This is a genomic window from Spirosoma sp. 209 (assembly GCF_002006735.1).
Taxonomy (GTDB): Bacteria; Bacteroidota; Bacteroidia; order Cytophagales; family Spirosomataceae; genus Spirosoma; species Spirosoma sordidisoli.
This window is the reverse complement of the sequence record NZ_MVEC01000005.1, coordinates 97,848-121,743: the sequence shown is the minus strand read 5'-3', so window position 1 is coordinate 121,743 and position 23,896 is coordinate 97,848. Positions and strand designations below refer to the sequence as shown.

Here is a 23,896-nt window from a genome sequence, read left to right as displayed (position 1 = left end):
AAATTCCTGCCCCAAACAAGCTCTTACGGATTATCTCAGTCGGGGACAGCCATCGAGAAGTAAGGAAGACCGGCCGTTTCGGTATACCTGGCGGGTCTCTTACTGGTCAGTAGTCAATAATCAACTATTGGGTGGACCTTTTTACCGACTGGGTTCGATTTCGGCTCTGTAGCCGTCTGCTCACCGCTAGGTTTGTCTTGCTAATCATAGCCGACAAACACCATGAAAAAGACAGTTTGGGTCATCGGATGGGTGGTACTACTGGGGGGTACCGGATTCTGGCTGGCCCACAATCAGCAAACCCAACAGGCTCAGGTTCAGGCAGCAGCCCTTCCCCTCCCCGTAACGGTAACCGTTGCGCCCGTTCGTCGGCAATCGCTGACAACAGAAACCAGCTACATTGGCCAAAGCACCTATTGGCGTGAAGTAGCCATGACGGCCACCACGCAAGGGATCGTCCGTAGGCTTTATGTCCGGCTTAATGGCTCAGTCCGGGAAGGTCAGCCGCTGCTTAGGGTAGATGCTGACGTCAACGAAGCATCGCTGGTCGTGGCCGAGGGAACACTCGCCAAAGCGCGGCAGGATCTGGTTCGTTACGAAACGCTGCACCGCGAAAACAATAGTACCGCCAGCGAGGTCGAGAATGCCCGTTTGCAGGTACGTAACGCCGAGTTTCAGCTACTGTCCATCCGCAAACAGGTTGGCGATGCGCTCATTAAAGCGCCCATTGGCGGTACGATTACCGAGAAGCCCATCGAGCGTGGGATGTTCATTGCCCCCGGAACACCGCTGGCCACCATCACCGATGTATCGGCTGTTAAAGTGACCATCAGTGTGCCCGAAACCGAACTTACTGACTGGGCCGTTGGTCAGGTCGTGCCGGTCCGGTTTGAGGCCTATCCGGGCGTACCCTTTCGCGGCACGGTGCACCACATCGGGCTGAAAGGGGGAGACTGGTCGGTTTCCGGAACCGCCGTTCCGGGAACCTCCGTTCCGGGCCGGTTTCCCGTGGAGATACGCGTCAACAACGCCAATACCCGCTACTCGTTACGGGTTGGCCTAACCGCCCAGGTTAGCCGCAACAAGAGGCCGGTAACCCCTGTACTGACGATTCCGCGAACGGCAATTATCCAGAACGGCGACTCAACTGCGGTTTATGTCCTGCAAGGCCAGCGGGTTCAGCGTCGCCCCATCCAGACGGGTGATGTGGTTGGCACCGATCTGGTGGTACGCCGGGGCCTAGAGGCCGGGGAACGGATCGTGGTCAGTGGGGCTACGGGTCTGCGTAATGGGCTTCCTGTTCACTCGTCAACGCTACAACCATGAACCTTACGCAACTGTCCATAACCCGGCCCATCCTGATCATTGTCCTGTTTTTGGTACTCGGTATCGTCGGCCTGTTTTCGTATACGCAACTGCGTTACGAACTGCTGCCCAACATCGCAACGCCCTTTGTCACGGTTGCGACCGTGTGGCCAGGCGCGTCACCGGGCGAACTGGAATCGTCGATCACGCGGCCCGTCGAAGAGGCCGTTTCGACCGCCGACAAGGTCAAACGCATCACCGCCCAGTCGCTGGAGAACATATCGCTGGTGACCATCGAATTCCGGCAGGAAGCCGACGCCGACAAAGCCTTGCAGGAAACCCAGCGCCGGGTTAACGACATACTGGCCAAACTACCAGCTGGCAGCAAAACCCCGCAAGTCAGCAAATATTCCCTGACCGATCTGCCCGTGTTGCGCGTCGCCATCACGAGCCAGCTGCCCCCGCTCGAACTGGGGACACTGCTGAAAAACCAGATCAAACCACGGCTGGCCCAGGTACCGGGCGTGGGTCAGGTCAGTTTCGTGGGCCTCGCCGAAACGGAAGTGGCCGTTGACCTGGACGTCCGCCGGTTGGAAGAACGCCGGTTGTCGGTTCTTCAGGTGACGAATGCGATTCGACAGGCCAACCTCAATGTCCCGGCTGGTAATGTTAAAGACCACGACGCGCTGTACTCGGTGCGCGTGGTCGGCAAAACGGACGAGTTAAGCCGTTTACGGTCGATTGTGGTTTCCAACGGCCAGTCACGGCCCGGCCAAACCATTCGGCTGGGGGAAATTGGGACCATCCGGACGCAGGCCAGGGACGCTGAAAATATCAACCGCTACAACGGCCGGTCATCCGTTGGGTTGCTGATAACCAAGCAATCGGGCGCGAATAATGTGGAGATCAGCCAGCGCGTCCGGGCGGAGATGCAGACGCTCCAGACCGACTTTTCGGCGCAGGGCCTTCACTTCGACGTGGCTCAGGACGGTTCCGAATTTACCCTGGCTGCGGCCGAAGCCGTTAACCACGATCTGTTTCTGGCCATTGGGCTGGTGGCGCTGGTCATGTTCGTGTTCCTGCACAGCCTGCGCTCGTCGCTGATCGTGATGGTTGCCATTCCGGCTTCGCTGCTTTCCACTTTCGTCTTCATGAACCTGTTGGGCTTTTCGCTGAACCTGCTGACGCTGCTGGCCCTGTCGCTGGTGGTCGGCATTCTGGTCGACGACTCGATTGTGGTGCTGGAAAACATATACAAACAGTTGGAACACGGCAAGGAAAAGCGTCAGGCCGCGCTCGACGGTCGTAACGAGATCGGCTTTGCCGCCCTGGCCATCACGCTCGTCGATGTGGTTGTTTTTGTACCGCTCTCGCTGGCACCAGGCCTGATCGGCGATCTGATGCGTGAGTTTGCGCTGGTCGTTGTCATCTCCACCTTATTTAGTCTGCTCGTTTCGTTCACGCTGACGCCCATGATCGCGTCGCGCTTTGGACGCTTAGAACCTTTGACCAAATATACCCTGATGGGTAGGTTTAGTTTGTGGTTCGAGCGGCAGTACGATTGGATAAGCAACAGGTATCTTCAGGGGCTGGCCTGGGCGCTGGAACATCGCAAAACGGTTGCCAGCCTGGTTCTGGTCCTGTTTGTGGGCGCTTTATGGCTCCCGATTTCGGGCTTCATCGGTACCGAATTTACCGCCCCCGCCGATAAAGGCGAAGTGCAGGTTATTGCGCAATTGCCCGACGGCGCAAAACTGGAACAGACCGATGCGATGGCGAAACGACTGGAAAGCGCCTTTCGCCGGATGCCCGAGGTAACCAAGGTCTTTACCAATGTTGGGGCTAATCCGGACGGTTTTGTCGGCGTGCCCACCACCCATACGGCCGAGCTGAACCTGACGTTCAAACCACGCGAGGAACGTACCCGCAGCCTGGCCCAGTTATCACGGCAGGTCAAAGAAATCATTGCCCGCGAGCCGGGTGTGCGGATGCGTGTTTCGCCCATTGGGCTGCTCGGCTCCGACGCGACCCAACCGATTAGCGTGATCGTCAACGGGGCCGATCGGGCACAGGTGCAACAGCAGGCCCGCCGAATTGGCGACCGAATGCGTTCCATTCCGGGTACCGCCGACATTCGGTTGTCGGGCGAAAGCCTGAAACCGGAGGTGCAGATTTCCGTTGATCCCGAAAAACTGGCCCGCTATGGTCTGACTACCGAAGAGGTGGGGGGCCTCCTGCGCACGGCACTGGCCGGATACGACGACCTGACGATTCAGCAGAACGACGTGGCAGTAACTGTTCGGGTACGGCTTCAGGAAACGGACCGCAACCGCACCGCTACACTCCGCCGACTCACGCTCATTAATCCCGCTGGTCAGCCCGTGGCGCTGCACCAGATTGCCGAGGTGCGCGATGCGTTCATGCCCGCCCTGCTCGAACGCAAGGACCGCAGCAACGCCGTGACTATTTATTCGCAGGTGATTGGTCGGCCGGTGGGCGCCATTGGTGAGGATATCCGGCAAGCGGTTACAGCCCTGAACGTACCCCCCGATGTGCGCATCACCTACGGCGGTGATCTCGAACTTCAGGACGATGCCTTCGGCAAGCTGGGGCTGGTGTTCGGCGCAGCCATTCTGTTCATGTACCTCATCATGGTTGCGCTGTACAACTCGTGGCTGTATCCGTTTGTCGTCCTGTTCTCGATTCCGGTGGCCGTCGTGGGTGCGCTGCTGGCGCTGGCACTGACCATGAATTCACTCAATGTGTTTAGCCTGCTGGGCATGATTATGATGCTCGGACTGGTGGCCAAAAACGCGATCCTGCTGGTCGAACGGGCCAATGAAAACCGGGAGGCAGGCATGACCGTGACCGACGCCCTGCTCGACGCGGGCCAAACCCGCTTGCGGCCGATTTTGATGACGACACTGGCCATGGTGATCGGGATGCTGCCCATTGCCCTGGCTTCCGGCCCCGGCGCGGAGCTAAAAACCGGCCTGGCCTGGGCCCTGATTGGTGGACTGTCCAGTTCCATGTTTCTGACGCTGGTCTTGGTGCCAACGGTCTACCTGGATGTAACGCGGCTGCGGGTATGGGCAAAGGGCCTGAGGCAGAAGGGTAAGGCCGTGGGGCAGGGAGCGAAGGGTAATCGGGCGGGGGTGGCTACGATGCTGGCGGTGACGTTTACGCTTCAGGCGGCCCACGCTCAGCTACCGACCCAATCCCCACTGACCCAGGTCCCAGCATCTCACCCCTATGCCTTGTCTCTGCAAGACGCCGTAGACCGGGTTCGGCGGGTCAATGGTGAGGTGGTGGTGGCGCAGCTGGAGGTGGACAAAGCTGACGCCCGGCTAGAGGAAGTCAGGCGGGCGGCCTTGCCCACGTTCAGTGCTACCGGGCAATACCAGCACAATATCAAACCGCCCGTTTTTTTCTTCCCGGCCGTAAACATCGACCCGGCAACCGGCTCGTTTGCCTTCGATAACAACCGCCTGACGCCCGTGGCGGCTGCCCTGCCCAACGGCTACACCGGAGCTGTCAACGTGACCATGCCGCTGATCCAGCCCGACCTGCGCATCAGTCGCCGGTTAGCCAGCAACGGTCAGCAGCAGGCCCAACAGCAAGTCCGGGTCGTGGCGAACCGGCAGGTAGCCGAGGTCAAAAAATTGTATCTGTCCGTCCTATTGGCCCAGGCTCAGCAGCAGTTGGTCCGCCAGAGCATGGCCCGTGCCGACGAAGCCCTGCGCGAAACCCGCAACCTGCTTCGGGTACAGCTGGCCACGGATGCCGACACGCTCCGGGCGTTTGTCGAACGCGAAAACCAGCGCCCGAACCTGTCGAAGCTGGAACGGACCATCCGGCAACTGACGGGTTCACTGGCCACCCTGCTCGACCTGCCCAGCACCGCGCCACTGGTGCTAACGGACTCGCTGACATTGCCCGACCCTGGCCCACCCCTTACCGATCCCAACGTAGCGGACCAGGCCCTAACCCGGCGGCCCGAACTGCGGCTTCTCGCCCTGTCGCTGGAACAAATCCAGCGCCAAACCGAGCTCGAGAGAAGCCGAAGCAAGCCAACGCTCGGTTTGTTCGGGCAGCTCAGCACCCAGTCGCAGATGAGCAACTTCGACTTCGGTCGTTCGCGGTGGCCGTTGACTGCGTTTTTGGGAGTGCAATTAACGCTACCGATCTGGAACCCAACCCTCCAGCCCAAAGTACGGCAGGCCCGTCTGGCCTACTTCCAGGCCGGGCGGCAACTGGCCTACAATCGGGCGTTGATCCGCAATGAGGTAACGTACGGTCAGTACGCCGTGGAAGAAGCCCGCGAACGGTTAACGGCTCAGGGCCGGACCATTGCCGCGGCCGAGCGTAGTTATGCTCTCGTCCGGAGCCGCTACCGGCAGGGCCTTGCCCGGTGGAGCGAAGTCGCCGATGCCGAATTAGCCCTGCGGCAGGCCCAAAGCAACCGGGTTCAGGCCCTGTACGACGTGTTGATCGCCACCGTCGAGCTGGATAAAGCCGTGGGTAATGACTAGGCGAAACGCTAGTTCTCTTCTCTATATTTGTTTTCTACTCATGCTGACACTGAATCGATTATCGCCAAAAACATCGAAACGACTGGGTGTTATTCTGTTTGTCGTTTCGTGCCTTACGCTTGTCGCGGCCCTTACCTTGCCCTTTGTCACGCTTCCGCTGGCTGGCACGGCCAGGGCCGGTCTTATCACGGGTATTGCCGTGTTGGGTGAACTGGCCTTTGCAGCATCGGTCGCTTTGCTGGGTAAAGAGTACGTCAATAAAATCAAGGCCTATGTAGTCATCCCTGTTGCACCATTCAGGTCGTTTTTTCTGGGCGCGGGCGTTGTGGTCTGGGCCGTTGCCACGCTATTACTGCGCTTCGTTGGGCAGTATCTGCTGGTTCCGGGCAATACACCGTTGACGATTACCGCTTTCGTGGGGGTGGCTATCGGTATGGTTTTGCTGATGAACATCCTGTACCGAACCCGGCACGTTCGCGAGTCGGAAAAACTGCTGGCGGCAACCCTGTTTGCCCTACCCGGCATGCTATTCGACGCGGGAACCTTATTTTTCTTTACCGATGTTTTTCCGAATATGCCCGCATCGGCGGTCCGACCCGAAGCCGATTCGCTGTTTGCCGCCTGGTTGTTTTGCGGATACAGCTTCATCATCCTTAGCGGCTTGATCACCATCAGAAAACCCAACCGACCTGCCTGATGCCATGACTTCTTTCACGAAATGGTTCCGGTTAGTGGGCACGCCTTTGTTTGGCCTGTTGCTGTACCTCATTATTTATTACATCGACCCGCAGTCGTTCAACCACGCCAGCTACCAAGGGCCCGATGCGTGGCAAACCTACTGCGTTGATATCTGCGTGGCGCTGGGTGGTGCCTATTTACTGTCGGAAAGCAGCCTTTGGACAACCCACTGGTTAAATAGACGTATGCCCTGGGACCAGAAGCCCATGCTGCGCTTTATAACCCAGTTTGTCGCGCTGGTATTCGATAGTGTACTGATTGTCGGCTTGCTCGTCTGGCTGTTGGTTTTTCTCGAAGACCCGACTTATCAATTTACGGAGGCCGACTGGCTGAGCATTCGCCAAACGGTGGTTTTTGGCAGTCTGATGGCGCTTTTCCTTAACGCCATTCATACGGGGGCCTACTTTTTCGGGCGGTGGCAGGCATCCCTGCTGGAAACGGAACGACTCAAACGGGAGTCGGTCGAGGCTCGCTACGAAGCGCTGAAAAGCCAGCTCGACCCCCATTTTCTGTTCAACAACCTGAATACGCTGACGGCTATTGTCGAAGAAAGCCCCCGGCAGGCCGTCGATTTTATCGAGAACTTATCGCTGGTGTACCGGTACGTCCTGCAAAAACGCGATCAGACGCTGGTAACCCTGGATGAAGAACTTGATCTGGCTCAGGCCTATCTGTACCTGCTCGACAAACGATTCGGGGCCAATCTACAAGCCGAGATCACGATACCGGATCGGTATCGGTCCTGGCAACTCCCGCCCATGACGCTTCAGTTGCTGCTCGAAAACGCCGTTAAACACAACATCGTCGACCGAACCCGGCCGCTGCGTATTCAACTGACAGTAACCGATGGGGGCGAACTGCTCGTTGTGAACAACAAACAAAAGCGCATGACAAGCCCAATGGCCGTTTCAGCCGGGGCTGATTCGCCCGTTGCCGACGACGTACCTGTCCCGTCAACGCTGCCCAAGGGCATGCCCTCGGGTGTTGGGTTACGCAACATTCACAACCGCTACCGGCTCTTGGGTGAAAAGCCGCCCGTTGTGACCGAGACGGACGAGTTTTTTACCGTTCAACTGTTTTTGTTCAGGCCATGACCGCACTCATTATCGAAGACGAACAACCGGCTGCCCGGCGGCTGGCCCGTCTGTTGGCCGATGCGGATTCGACGATTCTGATCGGCCCCGTACTGGAAAGTGTGACCGAGGCTGTGACCTATTTGCAAACCAGCGCCCACCCGGACCTGTTGTTCAGTGATATTCAGCTGTCCGACGGACTCAGCTTCGAGGTGTTCCGGCAGGTCGAGCCGCGCTGCCCTATCATCTTTACCACAGCCTACGATGAATATGCCGTGCAGGCGTTCAAACTCAATTCGCTGGATTACCTGCTCAAACCCATTGTGCCCCGTGAGCTGGAAGCGGCTTTGACCAAGTTCAGAAAGACAATCGGTCCGGCCGCGCCTTCAGCCCTCGACTATGGCCAGTTGGTTCAGGCACTCAACCAATCACAGCGGACGTATCGCCAGCGGTTTCTCGTTACCTACCGCGATATGTACCGAGCCATTCCGACCCGTGAAGTGGCGTACTTTTATTCGGAAAACAAGATTACCCGGCTCGTATGCCCCGATAACAAATGGTTTCCCATCCCGGAAACCCTGGAAAAACTAGTCGATCAGCTCGACCCCCGCCTGTTCTTTCGGGCCAGTCGGCAGTGCATTGTCGGTATCGAAAGCATCACCGCCATCCATAAACATTTCAACGGTCGGTTGAAACTCGACCTAACGCCCTCCGCCCCGGAAGAGGTATTTATCAGCCGCGACCGAGCCGAAGCGATAAAAGTATGGTTGAATCAATGAGCGATGAATTCAGTACCCATTTCGGCCGACTGGCAAATCAGTGACTACTATTGGGAGCACGAGCTACGGGTATACTTAACGGGGCGAGGCCTGTCAAAATGCGCGTGGTCCTGGTCTCTTCTACGTTGACCGGAACATGGTGGCCAATCCGTTTTTCCGGCTGGCTAATGAAGACAGCCGGGGCGTGTACGTGCCCCCCTGGCATCGATGCCATCGAGTGGCGTGGGCGACTGGCAGCAAGGGCGTATCAGTACCGACTGGGTCGGGTGCTGGAGCTGAACAGCGACGGCAAAGTAAGTCAGTTTGCCGTCGTGGCCGATGCTACCTGGCAGTACTTCCGCGATGGCGAAATTACGGCCAGCTACACCTGGAACGACACCCGCGACAACACGTCTTTTCACGGAAACGTGGCCAACACGGCTACGTTGGTACAACTCGTAAAAGATGATCCGCGAAACCTCGGTACCCTTACGTATTCCGACAATCACTTCCGGAACAAAGTCGTATTCTACGGCACATTGCCGTCTTTCTTCGGCATCACGCTGGGCGTTCGCTATACGGGTATTGGTGGAACGCGCTACTCGCTGCTGTCGGGTGGTAACACCAACGCCGATTTTGTGAGAACCAATGACCTGGCCTACGTTTTTGACCGCAACAGCCCGGAATTGCCGGCCAACGTGCGCGCCGACCTGCAGGCACTGCTTGATAACCCCGACGCCAGCCAGAGCCTGAAAGACTATATCAACACGTATTCGGGTCGGATTGCCCAGCGCAACGGAGGTATCAACGGTTTCTTCGGCGTAGTCGACATTCGGGCGCTGAAGCGGTTCCGGATTCACAAAACCCACGCCATCGAGGTATCGGCCGATATCTTTAACTTCGCCAACCTGCTCAACCGAAACCGGGGTACCAACCGGTCGCTGGGTTCGCAGGTCCTGTATGCACTGGGCGTTCCGGCGGCTACTGGCAATGCGGCCTTACCAGGTTTTTCTCAGGCTACCCAGCAATACAACTACCGGGTCAACAACTCGGGGGGCCGTTACGCCCTCGGGCGATCCATTCCAGGTTCAGCTGGGCGCCCGCTATAGTTTTTAGTCGTTACCTGTTACCCATTACGAATTCACCAAAGCCGTCTACCGCCCCTGACTTAGCGGCCCGGGGCGGTAGACGCTTTGACTGACGAACCAGCCAGCCAATCATGAAAACCGGATTAATTGCCAGCCTTCTTTTCTGGACAAACTTACTCTGGGCGCAGCCCAAACTCGAGCGGCAGGGGCACCGGGGCGCGCGGGGGCTCGTGCCGGAGAATACCATCCCGGCCATAAAAAAAGCCCTCGACCTGGGCGTGCAGACGCTCGAACTCGATGTCGTTATTTCGAAAGACAATCAGGTGCTCGTATCGCACGACCCCTACATGTCGGCTGATATAGCCACCAAACCTGACGGAACCCCCGTAACGGCCGGCGAGCAGAAGTCGATCAACCTGTACCAGCTTACCTACGACCAGATCAAACCGTTCGACGTGGGCAGTAAACCGCACCCGCAGTTTCCGGACCAGCAGAAAATACGAACCTACAAGCCCCTGCTGGCTGAACTGATCGACTCGGTAGAGACCTACGCGATTTCGGAAAAGAAGTAGACTCATTCACAGATCTCTAAGTAGCGTATTAACTTCATTATGCGGCTATCTATCTGAGAAAAGCGAATACAGGATTGGTCTATGCAGTTGTTGTAACCCCCTATAAACAGACAAGCACTTACAAATAAATGTAAGTGCTTGTCTGTTTACTTTGTGACCACGGGGAGACTCGAACTCCCATGCCTTGCAGCACCACCCCCTCAAGATGGCGTGTCTACCAGTTTCACCACGTGGCCAAAACGTGATTGCGGGTGCAAAGATAGCTTTTTACTAATTCGAAGCAAAAGACAGCTCTGAAAGTTTCTCTTTTTTAGGCCGATTCAAGGCATTTACCGCCTTTTTTCGTAAATTTATCCTTCTAAATCAATTGTAATCGCCTACGACATTATGGCACTTGAATTAATAGGAAAACTCGTCAAAGTCCTGCCCGAAGTAACGGGTCAGGGCAAAAATGGCCCCTGGAACAAGCAGGAATTTGTAATCGAAACCCTTGACAGCCAATATCCTAAAAAAGTATGTCTGACAGCTTGGGGAGAGAAGGCCAGCGATCTGAAGCAGTTTGCGGATGGCGATACGCTCAAGGCGACCTTCAGTGCCGAATCGCGCGAGTACAATGATCGCTGGTACACCGAATTGCGGGCTTTCCGGATCGAGTTGACCGAGGGTGATGGCGCTGGGGCGCCCGCTCCTGGTTACGCTGCTCCGGCGTCTCGCCCGGCGCAGGCGTCTCGTCCGGCTCAGCCATCCCAGCCCGCCGGTATGCCGTTCAACACCACATTCGACGACGAAAGCAACGATCTGCCCTTCTAAGTGTAGTCAAGAAAAACGGGGAGAAAAAGAAAGGAAGTCTGGACTTCCTTTCTTTTTCTCCCCGTTTTTTTGGTGATCCGGCTGGGATTCGAACCCAGGACCCATACATTAAAAGTGTATTGCTCTACCAGCTGAGCTACCAGATCGGATGCCAGAATCGACCTTGTTCGACCAACGCCTTTTCCTTTATCGCGGTGCAAAAGTATGGCCTTATTTGATTCAATACAAGCCCTGCTCCTAAAAATAAGCCTATTCCTGGCTGTAATGGCGTATTCGTGCCTGACCCGGGCCGATTCATTACACCAGGCTGATTCGCTGTTTGCCGCTGGCGATCAGGCCGCTGCGGCTGTTCAGTACGAAAGTGCGCTGGCCGATGGACACACGGCAACAGATGCCATGTTATTGAAATTAGCGAGTGCGTATGAGCAGCAACAGGACGTATCCCGGTTGTTGTACTACCTGCAGGTTTACTTTGATCGGCACCCCGACGATGCCGTTTTGCTCAAGATGAACGAAATTGCCCGGGCCAACAACCTGCATGGGTACGAGACTGACGATCTGAACTATTTTTATCTCTTCTACCGAAAATACAGTCTCTACGTCCTGCTGTTTCTGCTGGTTCCCGCCGGGTATGTGTTCGGGGTTATCCTGGTAAAGGCACTGCGTCGGCAGCCCACCCCGCAACGGCAGAAATGGGTTCTGACGGGGTATCTGTTGATACTACTGGCTTTTGTAAACCTGCCCGAAGGTGTTCAGTCGGGTATTACCAGTACCGATCGGGTATTGCTCCGGACAGCCCCGTCGGCCGCAGCTTCGGTTGCCGAAGTCATTGGGCGGGGCCATAAGGTCAACATCCTGGGGCAAAAAGATATCTACCTGCGGGTGTTCTGGAACAACCAGCTCTATTACATCCGGCGCGATAACGTCTGGATCATTTAACTGCCCGCTTTCGCGCACCACCCAGTTACTTTTTCAGGGGCGAATCTTTCTCTTTGGCCAGGGTATTGTAAACCAGCTTGTCCATTAGGCTGGGTAGCCATTTATTCAGAAATACGGTGAATTTGCCCTGGGTTGTCAGGATCAGCTCGCGCTTCCGTTGCCGGACGGCCCGCAGAATATGTTCAGCGCATTCTTCGGCGGTCATCATGCTGCCCTCATCGCGCATGGTCTCCCCAACGACCTGACCCTGAGCCCCGAGGGCGGCAAAGCGGATGTTGGACGCCGTAAAACCCGGGCAAGCCGTCAGAACATGCACCCCGGTATGTAAAAGTTCGGTACGCACGGCTTCCAGAAATCCGTTCATGGCAAACTTGGAGGCCGAATAGCCAGCGCGTACGGGCAGACCCCGGTAGCCCGCTATGGACGAGATTCCCACAATGGACCCCTTAGCCTGAATGATATGGGGAAGCGCGTAACGGGTGGCATATACAGTTCCCATGAAGTTGATGTCCATCACCTTTTGAATGACGGCCGGATCGGTATCGATCAGCATGGACCGCATCGAGATGCCCGCGTTATTAATGAGAATGTCCAGACGGCCGAGCTGGGCTATGGTCTGCTCGATGAGCCGTTTCACATCGGCTTCAACGCTAACATCGGCCACCAGGGCCAGGGTGTTGATATTCGCTTGCCGAAGCTCATCGGCCACGGCCTGGATCGCCGTATTGGTACGGGCGCAGATAACGACAGAAGCACCTTCGCGCCCGAAAGCGAAAGCGAGCGCCCGGCCAATGCCCGAAGAGGCACCGGTAATCAAGACTACAGTGTTGTTCATATACAGGGCAAAAATAGGTAATTCGCCATTACCGAATCAGCGAGAGTGGCCCTTTGAACGTACGTTTGCTGGTCTGAATGAAGTAGTAGTACGTGCCTACCGGGGCGTCGGTACCGTACCATCTGAATTTCGGATCGGTCGATGTGAAGATGGTTTTCCCCCAGCGGTTGGCAATTTCGACGGATATAAACTGCTCGCTACAGGCGTTTTGAGGCATGTCCTTGACGGCAAAAAAATCGTTGTACCCGTCACCGTTGGGCGTAAATACGTTCGGCATAACAATCGTAGCGGTCAGGGATGGGTCGAGGAGCCGAAACGTGACCGTGGTTGTGGCGGTACGATTGGGCTGACACGACCGGTCATCCGCTGCGAAGTCGACCACGTAGGTGGCTTCGGGTTTGCCGGCCAGTAGCTCGCAGGTGGGTTTCCAGTCGAACGCCGACTGTAGGGTAGGGGTACCGGTTTTGTTGGAAAAAGTCATGCCTACGGCTTTCATGTCAAAACCCCGGCCGGTGCCGGTCATGTACAGAATATCCCGATCCGGATCGGTGGCCAGCACGTCGAAGGTAGACCGGCCGGCGGTATCGCTGGGAGTCACCACCAGATCAACGACCGGCTGGTTCAGGGTTGTCCGGATGGCGGGGGGCTGGCTGGGAGTGCCCGTGGCGGTCAGCACGACGCTGACGGTATCGCTCAGGTTGCGGTTGCAGCGGGTATCCGTTACGATGAAATCGACGATATACGTATCCTGCGCCGTTTGCACACAGGTGGGTTTCCAGGTGAACGGTTGCGACACGTTACCGACACCCGACGCCGAGCCGAAGGACATGCCGGCCTGCGCCAGCGTAAACCCGCGCCCCACGGCCTGGATCGAAATATTATCATTGTCTTTATCAGTCCCGAAGGCGTTGAAAGTGAGTGAAGACCCCACTGTTACCCGGCTTTGATCGGGCCGCAGGTCGGTGCCGGCTTCGGGTCGGTTGTTGTTCGAGGGAATGATGTTGAGCCGGATGCTGAGGGTATCGCTCAGCCCCTGTGGGCAGCCTTCGTCCGTTGCCCGCACGAGCAGGGTAAACGGGCGTCCGTCGCCCCCCACGCACCGGCCGAAGCAGAACTTGGCCTGTAGCGTATCCTGCCCGGTTCGGGTGAGCAACTCCCCTGGGTTCAGTGTAAGCCCGGGCAAGGATCCGCTCATGTTGGTGATTGTAATCCGCTGATTCGGGTTGATGTCGGTAACGAACAGGCTCAGGCAGTTTGTGTCTTTTTCGGTTATCGTCAACACTGTTCCTTCTTTGTAGAACGCCGTCTGACCGTCGGGCCGAAAAAGCAACTGAGGGGCGTCATTTTTGGGGCAGTCGACGACTTTCAGCTGAAAATCGCGCCGGACGCGGCCAATCTGCCGGCCATTCCGGTACTCGGTTACCTCAACGGAGAACACATAAAGACCCTGCCGGTCGGCGGTGACGCTGAGCACTCCGGTTCTGGGGTTAACCTGCAAAGGAACTGACCCCGGAATCTGGTTTTGCTGACCAACCCCGCTGACCCACTGAACAGGCGGGTATGGCCCGGCATAGGCAATCGGCTGATTCGACAGGCCCGGGTTCGGTAGCGCCCGGGTGCTGAACCCGTTATAGGGCGTCACCATCGCATAAGCCAGGCTATCACCGTCCGGATCGCGGGCGCTGAAATCGAAGGTGAAGGGGCGGTTGATGCAGATATAGTCGCCTTTGGCCACGGTAAACACGGGCGACGAGTTGGTATAGGGAGCGTTGCCGGCGGTAAAGGGAGCCGGAAATTCGAGGTAAAAGGTTGACCCCGCCCCGCCCGGATCAACAATATTGCTGATCGTACCATTGCGACAGCAGCGCTCCCAGCTCATGTAGTACCCGCCCGCGTCGTTGAAGGTTTGCGGAAAAGTGGCGTCGGTACTGTAGCGAATCAGGCGGGTGCGCAGATCCTGGCGCGAACAGGTCGGGCTGGTGTAGTTGACAAACTGACTGGTAACCCGGAAGAGCTGTATACTTCCCTGCAGGGCGTTGTCGCGTTTCCGAAAAATATAAACGACCGCGCTTTGGTCTTCGGCCCCCACATCGCCGTTGATATCGTCGAAATACAGGTTCAGGTTAAACCGGTGACTAAAGGCGCTGTTGGGCCCCAGCTTCTGTAATTCCAGCTCGCCACCGACAATGTGCGTGGCTGAAGTCATATGGCTGACAATCAGTGATAAACCCGTAACGAACAGCACAACCCAGAAACGACAGTACAGATTCAGCATAGACAGAAACGATTCGGCAGTGAGACCGTCCGAAAACGGCTGCTTAAATTAGCAGTTTTTAAAGACATTCATGCGCAGAAAGAGTCATAAAGCACCCGAACGGTTGTACGACGTTACGATCGATTCCGTAGCCGCCGAAGGGAAATGTATTGTACGGACCGACGATGGCGTCATATTCGTAGAAAACCCCACTGGTGGCCCGGGCGTGGCCCCCGGCGACCGGGTGGACCTGCGCATCACGAACCGCAAAAAGCAGTACCGCGAAGCCGTTGCGGAGCATATTCACGAGCAGTCTGCCGTTCGGACCGAGCCGTTCTGTGAACACTTCGGTACCTGTGGTGGCTGCAAGTGGCAACACATCCGCTACGATGAGCAACTACGGTTCAAACATCAGCAGGTGGTTGATCACCTGACTCGCATCGGAAAAGTCGATTTGCCGCCTATTCTCCCTATACTGGCTGCGCATCCAACGCAATACTATAGGAACAAACTCGAGTTTACCTGTGCCGAAGGGCGCTGGCTGACCCGGGCCGAAGTCAGTACCGACGACGATATGGATCCGCGCGCGGTTGGTTTTCACGTGCCGGGCCGTTTCGACAAAGTTCTTCCGATCCGGCATTGTTACCTCCAGCCCGATCCGTCGAACGCCATCCGGCTGGCCGTGGCCGACTATGCCTATCTGCACGGCATCAGCATGTACAACCTGAAACTGCATACGGGTTTCCTCCGAACGCTCATTATCCGCACCGCCGATACTACGCAGCAGATTATGGTAACGTTGCAGGTCGCGCAGGATAACCCGGATCTGCTGAATGGTCTGATGACGCATCTGCACCGTTCGTTTCCGGAGATAACGTCCCTCAACTATATCCTCAATACCAAGAAAAACGACAGCTATCAGGATCAGACGGTGATCAACTGGGCGGGGAAGCCGTACATCGAGGAACGCATGGAAGACCTGGTATTCCGGGTAGGTCCCAAGTCGTTCTACCAGACCAACGCCCAGCAGGCGTATAATCTGTACAGCGTGGCGCGTCAGTGGGCGGGGCTTACCGGTCAGGAGCGGGTCTACGACCTGTATACCGGCACCGGTACCATTGCGCTGTTCGTGGCCCGGCAGGCTAAAGAAGTGGTTGGCGTCGAATATGTTGAAGCCTCCGTGGCCGATGCCCGCGTCAATGCCCAGGTAAACGATATCACCAACGCCAGCTTCTACGCGGGCGACATGCGCGACATTCTGACGGATGGTTTCTTCGACCAGCACGGTCGTCCCGATGTGGTCATTACCGATCCGCCCCGGGCTGGTATGGATGAGGCTGTGACGCGTCAATTGCTACGGGCAGCGCCCGCGCGGATCGTCTATGTAAGCTGCAATACAGCGACACAGGCTCGTGATCTGGGAATTCTGGACGAAGGGTACTCGGTGGCCAATGTGCAGCCGGTTGATATGTTCCCCCATACCCACCATGTAGAAAACGTCGTTTTGTTGACGAAGCGGAGCTAGTCGGGTAAAAGCTTAGCTCGTATCGGATGGCTAAAAATCCAGATAGGGAGTGAGCTTTTCGATCGTTTTGGCGTCGAGGATGCGGATGGGTCTGAGCGACTCTGCGGACGTGTAGGCTCCGTGCTGCTCGCGGTAGCTGACAATCACCTGCGCCTGCCGACGCGAGAGAAAGGGGAGTCGGTCGAGCTGTTCGGCCGTGGCCGTATTGACCGGTATCCGGCGCGGGGCAGACCGGATCTGACCCAGCCGTCGTAACTCGACCAGCGCCAGCGAGTCAAGACCGTATACGTCCTCGAACTGGCTCTGGGATATGAACCCACCCAGCGCATCGCGGTACTTAACGATACGGGCGGCCAGCGTCGGACCGATGCCTTTGAGGGCAACCAACTGGCTTGTGTCGGCGGTGTTGATGTCAAAAGGTTGAGGGGCTACCCGCGTCGGTCGGTCGGCGCGCGCCGGGTCGGTGGCGTCAGCCGGATCGGTTCGGGCAGTCTGATCCGAACGGGGCGCCGTTGGGGCCGGGTATGGGTTACCACCGGTTGTGGCCCCTGTAGTCAAAACGATATAGGGCTCCAGGTCGTCATACAGATCGGGCGGGAAATCGTAGATGCGCAACAGGTCCTCTTTCGTCCAGAATCGGCCGCCCTTGCTTCGGTACTTGTCAATCCGTTCGGCCAGCCAGCGGGGTAAGCCGAGCTGTTGCCAGCCGGCCACACTGATTGTATTGGGATCGAACCGAAACAGGGATGGTTCGCGGAACTGCTCTGTTGTGGTTGTCTCGCGCGCTCGTTGCTGGGAATAGCGGGGTTGGCGGGCCTCTTCGGCTTTCATCAGCGCCACCAGACTGTCCAGCTTTTGCTGGTCGGTGGTCGAGGTGTCTACGGGTTGCCGGTCGCTCAACAGTCGATACAGAAACGGAAGTGCCAAAAAGAGCAGGATCAGGAAAAGCAATACCAGAAAGCCACGGCTCTCTTTATGAGAGAAACCGAAATAGTCACGGACGAACGATAGGAAGCGGGTAAGCATACCGATGATGCGGACAAATACAGACGTGCCTCAGACTGTCAGTCCGGCCGTTTGTCACTCATTAACGGATGTAGGTAGCTAATCCTGGCCGCTGACGGCTGTCCGTACCGCCCCAGGCAGGGTGGGTACGCGCCCCGCGCCGACGAGTAAGCACCTGTCAGTAGATCGTCATTTGAGGGAGCAGGCGAAATAATTCGGCTGGTATTGTATTTTTGTCCCCACGTATGAATACTACTCCAGCCCGTACCGACGGACCACCAGCGACTTCGCTGCAAGACATCATCGCCCACGCCAAAGAATATGGCTTCGTATTTCCTTCGTCTGAGATTTACGACGGTCTGCAGGCCGTATATGACTACGGTCAGAACGGCGTTGAACTGAAGAATAATCTGAAAACGCTGTGGTGGAAAGCCATGACCCAGCTCCACGACAACGTGGTGGGGATCGACGCGTCAATTTTCATGCACCCCCTGACCTGGAAAGCGTCGGGTCACGTTGATTCATTCAACGATCCGATGATCGACAACCGCGACTCTAAAAAGCGGTATCGGGCCGACCAGCTGCTGGAGCTTAAAGCCGAAGCATACGCTAACGCCGGTGATGAAGCCCGCAGTACGGCGCTCCTGCAGGAGATGGGACGCCTGCTGGGCGAAAACGACCTGGAGGGCGTGCGCAACCTGATCATTGCCGAAGGCATCAAAGATCCCGTGTCGGGTACCGACAACTGGACTGAGGTTCGGCAGTTCAACCTGATGTTCTCCACCCAGGTTGGCTCGCTGGCCGAAGACGCCAGCCTGATCTACCTGCGGCCCGAAACTGCCCAGGGCATCTTCGTTAACTTCCTGAACGTGCAGAAGACGGGCCGGATGAAAGTGCCGTTTGGTATTGCCCAGATCGGGAAAGCCTTCCGGAACGAGATCGTGGCCCGGCAGTTTACGTTCCGGATGCGCGAGTTTGAACAGATGGAAATGCAGTTCTTCGTGCGGCCCGGCACCGAAATGGACTGGTACGAACGCTGGCGGGATACCCGGATGAAATTCCACCAGGCTATCGGTCTGCCGGCCGCGAAACTCAAGTTCCATATCCATGAGAAGCTGGCCCACTATGCCAACGCAGCGGTGGACATTGAATATCAGTTTCCGTTTGGTTTCCGCGAAATGGAAGGTATTCACTCCCGAACCGACTTTGACCTGAAGTCGCACCAGGAGTTGAGCCGCAAAAAGCAGCAGTATTTCGATAACGATATCGATCCGGCAACCGGCAAGCCCTACGGCAACTACATTCCGTACGTGGTTGAAACATCGGTCGGTGCCGACCGGCTGTTCCTGGCGGTATTCTGTAATGCCTTTACCAAAGAAACCGTTGGCGAAGGCGACGATCAGAAAGAGCGGACGTATCTCAAACTGCACCCGGCGCTGGCGCCCATCAAGGCGGCTGTGTTCCCGCTCGTTCGTAAGGATGGCCTGCCCGAGAAAGCCGAGCAGATCATGAAGTCGCTGCGTTCGGAGTTCCGGGTCGTTATGGAAGAGCGTGATGCTATCGGTAAGCGCTACACCCGTCAGGATCTGATAGGCACTCCTTTCTGTATTGCGGTCGACTACCAGACCCTGGAAGACGATACCGTTACCATTCGGTACCGCGATACGACCGAGCAGATTCGGGTGCCAATCAGCGAGCTGAAAAGCCGGATCGGTCAGGAAGTATCCATGGAACGTGTGCTGGAAAAAATGTAGAGACTGACTTCAGCTTCGTTCGTTGCTGATTATACGCAAAGAGCCCCGATCACGTTGATCGGGGCTCTTTGTCTGCAAGGCTGTTGGAGTAGAAGCGAAAAGCCAGAATATAATTAATTGAGATGTGGCATGTTGTGGGCCAGCTGCCGACGAACGGTGCCCCACCGACGACGGGATACGGGTAATACTTCCCCCGTCGACAGGTGAACGAGCCCGCCTGTTTCGGTACGTTCGAGCCGGTCTACGTACCGTTTGTTAACCACGCAGTTGCGGTGCAACCGGATGAACAGCTCGGTAGGCAGTTTGGGCGAATAATACTTTAACGTACGGGGCATCAGCATCCGACGTCCGTCTACCCAGTTCAGCCAGCTGTAATTAGCCACGGCCTGAAGGTATACTAGATCAGCTACAGAGAATGACTGACGACCGGTTTCGCGGAGGTACAGCTTTAAAGGAGGCCATTCGGAGGGCATGGTACGAACCGACGCTGAGGCAGACGAATAATAGGTCATGAGTATCTGGTAGAGAGGTTTTACAGATAGTTAGGATCACTACACAATACTAACTTGGATCTCTTCCAGGGACTTGCTGATTTGTAACACGCCCTATAAAATTTGTAACATGCCCTCAACTCAAGCTATAAAGCCGAGCAAATGGTCCAAAATGGCTAATTTAAAGTGAGATTAATACAAAATGAGGAAGCGAAACACCGCTTACACAACTTCCTGCCGATTCTTTTCTACAAAATCGGTTGGTGTCAGGTGATGATGTTCTTTAAAGACTTTCGAAAAATAAGCGGGCGTATCGAAACCAACCCGATCGGCCACTTCAGAAATGGAGGCCCCCGTCAGCAATAGCTCGGCAGCCCGGTTGAGCCGCACCACACGGATAAGCTCATTGGGGGTAAAGCCCGTCAGCACTTTTAGTTTCCGGTTGAGGTGCATCCGGCTGATGCCAATAGCCGATGCCAGCGATTCGACCCCGAACGTAGAATCGTCGAGTCTGCTTTCCAGTACGGTATAGACCCGGTTCATGAAGTCATCTTCCGGGTCGGCGCTCGAGTTGGGCAGATGCCCCTCGCGCAGCAGCAGTTTGCGGTGGTGCTGGCGTAGTCGTTGCTGCTGGTCGAGCCGATTGCGGATGCGCCCCAGCAGTTCATTCACATCGAACGGTTTGGCTATGTAATCGTCTGCCCCCGCTGAGAACCCTTCCGCCCGACTTTCAACGGCTGTTTTGGCGGTTAGCAGAATAACGGGAATATGGCTGGTGGCAGGATTGGCTTTCACCTGGCGGCACAGTTCGTAGCCATTCAGTTCGGGCATCAGTACGTCGCTGATGATCACATCGGGCGTGTCAGCCAGGGCGGCTTCAACCCCGGCCTGTCCGTTGCCAACCCGCTTCACGAGCCAGTGTTCGCTTAAGATGTCAGCCAGGTAACCGGCTATTTCGTCGTTATCCTCGACCAGTAATAGCTGGTAGGTATGCGCATCTATGGCAGTACTGCGGCCAGCTTGCTGACCGGTTAGGCCAGGATTAGTTGCCGGAACAGGTGATGCGGCTAAGCGGGCGGGGAGGCAGGGGAGCTCGACTACAAACGTGGTGCCCACCGATGGTTTGCTCGATACACTGACAGAGCCCTGCATGATTTCGACCAGTTCTTTCGTCAGCGCCAGGCCAATACCGGAGCCGGTCACCGATTGGTCGGACGACGGGCTGGCCTGATAGAACCGGTTAAAAATATAGGGAAGCTTATCTGGGTCGATGCCTTTACCGCTGTCGCTGACCGTGAGTCGAACCCGTTCGTAGGCAACCGTCGACGGTCCTGCCGACTCCAACAGGCTTTGTGCAGGCTGGGCCAGTTCGAGCAGGACCGAGATGGAGCCGCCGGGGTTCGTGAATTTAAAGGCGTTGGCCAGCAGGTTGCTAAGGATTTTATCCAGTTTGTCACTGTCGAACCAGTAGTGCGGTTGTAAAATGGTTGACTTCACCCGCAGGCTAACCCGTTTGCGTCGGGCTTCCTCGTCAAAGACCGACACCGTTCGCTCGACAAACTCGGCCAGATCGCCCGGTACATTGGTAACGGTTAGAGTTCCAGCTTCCAGCTTAGCCAGATCAAGCAACTCGTTGATGAGCCGCAGAAGCCGGTTGGCACTCCGGTACACCATGGAGAGCCGGTTGTGATGCTGCGGGTCCGTTATCTCCTCCAGAAGTTGATCTAACGGTGTTAGAATTAAAGTCAGTGGTGTGCGCAGTTCGTGGGTAATGTTGGCAAAGAAGCGGGATTTGACTTCATCCAGTTGTTTGAGCTGCGCCGACTCCTGCTCCCGAAGTTCGATCCGGCTGCGGAGCTGAATCCGGTTGATGCGAACCCGCAGGAACAGTACAATAGCGCCAATCAGCAGCAGTACATACCCGGTATAGGCCCACCAGGTTGCCCAGACAGGCGGGTTGATAACGATCCTGACCTTCCGCACGTGCGGACTCCAGATGCCGGAGGTATTGGACGCGTTAACGACGAATGTATAGGTGCCGGGAGGGAGGTTGGTGTAGGTAGCGGTGGTCAGGTTACCGCTGTAAATCCAGTCTTTGTCCAGCCCGGTTAACTTGTAGCGATACTGATTCTTGCCGCTCTTGTTAAACTGGAGTGCCGAAAAATCAAACGCCAGGAAGTTCTGGTCGTGGTTGAGGTCAATATCCGTGGTCTGGTCGATGTCCTGCGCAAGCGGAGAGCCGGGGGTTGTGGCCCGCACGGGCTGGTTGTTGATGCGAAGGGCGGTCAGGGCAACCTGCGGTTTGTAGGCATCGTCGCTCACCTGTCCGGGTTGAAAGACAGTATACCCACCAATGCCGCCAAAGATCAGCCGTCCGTCGGGTAAGGCAACGTCGTGATACCGGTTAAACTCCTCGCTGGGCAAACCGTCGTCGGTGGTGTAGTTGCGGACCTCAAACGTACGACTGTCAAATCGGCAAAGCCCCCGGTTTGTACTGAGCCAGAGGTGGCCCTGTCCATCGGGACGAATGGCATAGATCACATTGTTGGGTAAGCTCTGGCCCACGCCAAAGCGCCGTATCTGCCCCGTTAGCTTATCGAGTCGACAAAGGCCGCTTCCAAACGTGCCGATCCATAAATAGTTATACTGCCCCGGATCCTGCGCCAGACACAGCAGCGCGTTGTTGGGAATCGACTGGCGGTCTGATGCCTGAGCGTACCAGCGTACCAGTCGCTGAGTCGATAAATCGGCCCGAAGCAAGCCATGGCTTTGCGTCGCCAGATAGATTCGGCCACCGTCTACCAGCATACCCATGATGGTGTAGGGGTTGTTGGCGGGGAGGGGGAGTGGGAAGGCGGTAAATGTGCGAAGGGTGGGATTATACCGGACAACGGCCCGGTTGTCGGGCCCCAGCAACCCCCAGATTTCACCCGACGGCCCCGTAGCCAGAGCGGTCATGCGAAACGATCCGCCCGGTAACCAGCGGGCTTCGATGCCCGTTGGGGGTACCGCTTCGAATACCTTCTGGCTGGGGTTATAGCGGTATAGAGGGGTTACGGCACTGCTGAGCCACAGGTTTTTTTGCCGGTCGAACTGGTACCTGAGCGCATCGGGCCGCTGCTGCCGGATCAGGGGAGGGATCGAGCTGAGCGGAATACCCGCCTGCTGGGTCATCCAGTCCGTCGAGAACGAGCTGGTGTAGGGCCAGGCCGTAAACGGGCGTTTGTTCAGATCATATTTGATGACCCCGTCGCCGTCGAGTCCGATCCAGAGCACATTGGACCGGTCGACCAGCATGGACAGGGCCGAGAAACGGCTAAGCTTTGCGTCGGCCGGTAAGGGCTGTAAACCGGTTTCATCCGTGTAGCGGTGCTGGTTGATGTAGTCGATTCCCCGTGTATCGCTGGCGTAAAGCGGGATCTGGTTCGGCGATCCGGGGAGGGATAACGTCTTCATGGCCCGCCCAACTGCGGGGTCGAAAAAGACGGCCTTACCCGGAAAACCCAGCACGAAAGTACCGCCCGGGCGTTCGTAGAGGCTGAACACATCGTTCTGGGGTAAGCCCTGAGCAATTCGAAAGGCGGCAAACTGCTTTGATTGCGGGTTATAGCGAAAGAGTCCCAGGTTGGTGCCCAGCCAGAGATTACCACCTTTGTCGAGGAGCAGCGATCGAATCAACGGCTGGGTCTCGTGGCTGGCCGCCCAGTGATGATGGGATACCGACCCGTTTGCATTCAGCCGGAAAAAGCCGTTTGTTTGCGTTGTTACCCAGACATTGCCAGACGGGTCGGGCCAGATGCCGGTGAGCTGGTGGCGGCCCAGGACTTGCCGAAAGGCGGGGGAGTTGGACGGGTGATTGGTTTTTTCGGTTACAGGATCGAAGCAGTCGATGTGGTTATTCTCGGTACGGATCCAGATACGGCCGGCTTTATCTTCCCGCAGGCCGGTCAGGCTGCTAAAAGCGAGTGAGCCTGGCTGTTGGGGATCGTGGTTATAGACCTGAAACCGGGTGCCATCGTAGCGGCAGAGACCATCGCGCGTGGCCAGCCAGATAAAGCCACGCTGATCCTGAAGCATGGCGCTTATGAAACCCTGGGGAAGACCATTCCGTACAGTCAGATACTCCGAAACCGGGCCAGTAGCCTTGGACGGGGTAGCTTGAGTCAGCAATCCGACAACGACTAACCTGACAAACCACCACTCGAACCGATGCATAA

The 23,896-nt window shown here is 56.7% G+C and carries 15 protein-coding genes, 2 tRNA genes and 1 pseudogene; 11 read left to right on the top strand and 7 right to left on the bottom strand.

Annotation, left to right across the window (positions count from 1 at the left end; genetic code table 11):
- Window positions 1-222: 222 nt before the first annotated feature.
- From B1C80_RS10380 to B1C80_RS10350, 7 genes and pseudogenes are all read left to right on the top strand, one after another.
- Window positions 223-1,326: an efflux RND transporter periplasmic adaptor subunit gene (locus B1C80_RS10380; RefSeq protein ID WP_077921019.1), complete on the top strand. Its 1,104-nt coding sequence runs from the start codon at window positions 223-225 to the stop codon at window positions 1,324-1,326.
- The gene (locus B1C80_RS10375; RefSeq protein WP_077921018.1) at window positions 1,323-5,837 is read left to right on the top strand and encodes an efflux RND transporter permease subunit; all 4,515 of its coding nucleotides are present in this window, start codon (window positions 1,323-1,325) and stop codon (window positions 5,835-5,837) included. The genes B1C80_RS10380 and B1C80_RS10375 overlap by 4 nt, the downstream gene beginning before the upstream one ends.
- Before the next feature lie 40 nt (window positions 5,838-5,877).
- Window positions 5,878-6,534 (top strand): DUF5367 family protein, encoded by a 657-nt coding sequence (locus B1C80_RS10370; protein WP_077921017.1) that lies wholly within the window; start codon window positions 5,878-5,880, stop codon window positions 6,532-6,534.
- Between the two features lie 4 nt (window positions 6,535-6,538).
- Window positions 6,539-7,669: a sensor histidine kinase gene (locus B1C80_RS10365; RefSeq protein WP_077921016.1), complete on the top strand. Its 1,131-nt coding sequence runs from the start codon at window positions 6,539-6,541 to the stop codon at window positions 7,667-7,669.
- Window positions 7,666-8,427 (top strand): LytTR family DNA-binding domain-containing protein, encoded by a 762-nt coding sequence (locus B1C80_RS10360; RefSeq protein ID WP_077921015.1) that lies wholly within the window; start codon window positions 7,666-7,668, stop codon window positions 8,425-8,427. Before B1C80_RS10365 ends, B1C80_RS10360 begins: the two co-directional genes overlap by 4 nt.
- A 121-nt stretch (window positions 8,428-8,548) precedes the next feature.
- Window positions 8,549-9,522, top strand: a pseudogene (locus B1C80_RS10355) (TonB-dependent receptor); the annotation flags it as partial.
- A gap of 103 nt (window positions 9,523-9,625) precedes the next feature.
- Window positions 9,626-10,066, top strand: a complete 441-nt coding sequence (locus B1C80_RS10350; RefSeq protein ID WP_317126250.1) for a glycerophosphodiester phosphodiesterase family protein — start codon at window positions 9,626-9,628, stop codon at window positions 10,064-10,066.
- Window positions 10,067-10,220: 154 nt separating this feature from the next.
- On the opposite strand, the gene B1C80_RS10345 is transcribed toward B1C80_RS10350, so the two are convergent.
- Window positions 10,221-10,302: transfer RNA gene (locus B1C80_RS10345), tRNA-Leu, on the bottom strand.
- Window positions 10,303-10,453: 151 nt separating this feature from the next.
- On the opposite strand from B1C80_RS10345, the gene B1C80_RS10340 reads away from it, so the two are divergent.
- Window positions 10,454-10,876 carry a DUF3127 domain-containing protein gene (locus B1C80_RS10340; RefSeq protein ID WP_077921014.1) on the top strand — a complete coding sequence of 141 codons (423 nt, stop codon included), beginning with the start codon at window positions 10,454-10,456 and terminating at the stop codon, window positions 10,874-10,876.
- A 70-nt stretch (window positions 10,877-10,946) separates the two neighbouring features.
- Here the strand turns inward: B1C80_RS10340 and B1C80_RS10335 are convergent.
- Window positions 10,947-11,022: transfer RNA gene (locus B1C80_RS10335), tRNA-Lys, on the bottom strand.
- A gap of 118 nt (window positions 11,023-11,140) precedes the next feature.
- Between B1C80_RS10335 and B1C80_RS10330 the strand changes: the two genes are divergently transcribed.
- Window positions 11,141-11,815 (top strand): hypothetical protein, encoded by a 675-nt coding sequence (locus tag B1C80_RS10330; protein ID WP_129602275.1) that lies wholly within the window; start codon window positions 11,141-11,143, stop codon window positions 11,813-11,815.
- Between the two features lie 25 nt (window positions 11,816-11,840).
- On the opposite strand, the gene B1C80_RS10325 is transcribed toward B1C80_RS10330, so the two are convergent.
- Both B1C80_RS10325 and B1C80_RS10320 read right to left on the bottom strand, forming a co-directional pair.
- Entirely contained in the window at window positions 11,841-12,650 is an 810-nt protein-coding gene (locus B1C80_RS10325) for an SDR family oxidoreductase (protein ID WP_077921012.1), read from the bottom strand.
- Window positions 12,651-12,678: 28 nt separating this feature from the next.
- Window positions 12,679-14,925: a gliding motility-associated C-terminal domain-containing protein gene (locus B1C80_RS10320; RefSeq protein WP_077921011.1), complete on the bottom strand. Its 2,247-nt coding sequence runs from the start codon at window positions 14,923-14,925 to the stop codon at window positions 12,679-12,681.
- 70 nt (window positions 14,926-14,995) lie between these two features.
- Here B1C80_RS10320 and rlmD point away from each other — a divergent pair, with 70 nt between their 5' ends.
- Entirely contained in the window at window positions 14,996-16,429 is a 1,434-nt protein-coding gene (gene rlmD, locus B1C80_RS10315) for a 23S rRNA (uracil(1939)-C(5))-methyltransferase RlmD (protein ID WP_077921010.1), read from the top strand.
- A 30-nt stretch (window positions 16,430-16,459) separates the two neighbouring features.
- Here the strand turns inward: rlmD and B1C80_RS10310 are convergent, their stop codons facing one another.
- Window positions 16,460-17,455, bottom strand: coding sequence for a helix-hairpin-helix domain-containing protein (locus tag B1C80_RS10310; protein ID WP_077921009.1), 996 nt, complete (start codon window positions 17,453-17,455; stop codon window positions 16,460-16,462).
- Window positions 17,456-17,679: 224 nt separating this feature from the next.
- Between B1C80_RS10310 and B1C80_RS10305 the strand changes: the two genes are divergently transcribed.
- A complete protein-coding gene (locus tag B1C80_RS10305) occupies window positions 17,680-19,188 on the top strand; it encodes a glycine--tRNA ligase (RefSeq protein ID WP_077921008.1) in 1,509 nt (502 codons plus the stop codon).
- A 113-nt stretch (window positions 19,189-19,301) separates the two neighbouring features.
- Here the strand turns inward: B1C80_RS10305 and B1C80_RS10300 are convergent, their stop codons facing one another.
- Both B1C80_RS10300 and B1C80_RS10295 read right to left on the bottom strand, forming a co-directional pair.
- A complete protein-coding gene (locus B1C80_RS10300) occupies window positions 19,302-19,700 on the bottom strand; it encodes a LytTR family DNA-binding domain-containing protein (RefSeq protein WP_077921007.1) in 399 nt (132 codons plus the stop codon).
- Window positions 19,701-19,901: 201 nt separating this feature from the next.
- Window positions 19,902-23,894, bottom strand: a complete 3,993-nt coding sequence (locus B1C80_RS10295; RefSeq protein ID WP_077921006.1) for an ATP-binding protein — start codon at window positions 23,892-23,894, stop codon at window positions 19,902-19,904.
- Window positions 23,895-23,896: the final 2 nt, after the last annotated feature.

Bases quoted from the DNA above. Each gene is read 5' to 3' on its own strand.
- B1C80_RS10380 (WP_077921019.1), top strand. From the start codon at position 223: ATGAAAAAGACAGTTTGGGTCATCGGATGGGTGGTACTACTGGGGGGT.
- B1C80_RS10375 (WP_077921018.1), top strand. From the start codon at position 1,323: ATGAACCTTACGCAACTGTCCATAACCCGGCCCATCCTGATCATTGTC.
- B1C80_RS10370 (WP_077921017.1), top strand. From the start codon at position 5,878: ATGCTGACACTGAATCGATTATCGCCAAAAACATCGAAACGACTGGGT.
- B1C80_RS10365 (WP_077921016.1), top strand. From the start codon at position 6,539: ATGACTTCTTTCACGAAATGGTTCCGGTTAGTGGGCACGCCTTTGTTT.
- B1C80_RS10360 (WP_077921015.1), top strand. From the start codon at position 7,666: ATGACCGCACTCATTATCGAAGACGAACAACCGGCTGCCCGGCGGCTG.
- B1C80_RS10350 (WP_317126250.1), top strand. From the start codon at position 9,626: ATGAAAACCGGATTAATTGCCAGCCTTCTTTTCTGGACAAACTTACTC.
- B1C80_RS10340 (WP_077921014.1), top strand. From the start codon at position 10,454: ATGGCACTTGAATTAATAGGAAAACTCGTCAAAGTCCTGCCCGAAGTA.
- B1C80_RS10330 (WP_129602275.1), top strand. From the start codon at position 11,141: ATGGCGTATTCGTGCCTGACCCGGGCCGATTCATTACACCAGGCTGAT.
- B1C80_RS10325 (WP_077921012.1), bottom strand. From the start codon at position 12,650: ATGAACAACACTGTAGTCTTGATTACCGGTGCCTCTTCGGGCATTGGC.
- B1C80_RS10320 (WP_077921011.1), bottom strand. From the start codon at position 14,925: ATGCTGAATCTGTACTGTCGTTTCTGGGTTGTGCTGTTCGTTACGGGT.
- rlmD (WP_077921010.1), top strand. From the start codon at position 14,996: ATGCGCAGAAAGAGTCATAAAGCACCCGAACGGTTGTACGACGTTACG.
- B1C80_RS10310 (WP_077921009.1), bottom strand. From the start codon at position 17,455: ATGCTTACCCGCTTCCTATCGTTCGTCCGTGACTATTTCGGTTTCTCT.
- B1C80_RS10305 (WP_077921008.1), top strand. From the start codon at position 17,680: ATGAATACTACTCCAGCCCGTACCGACGGACCACCAGCGACTTCGCTG.
- B1C80_RS10300 (WP_077921007.1), bottom strand. From the start codon at position 19,700: ATGACCTATTATTCGTCTGCCTCAGCGTCGGTTCGTACCATGCCCTCC.
- B1C80_RS10295 (WP_077921006.1), bottom strand. From the start codon at position 23,894: ATGCATCGGTTCGAGTGGTGGTTTGTCAGGTTAGTCGTTGTCGGATTG.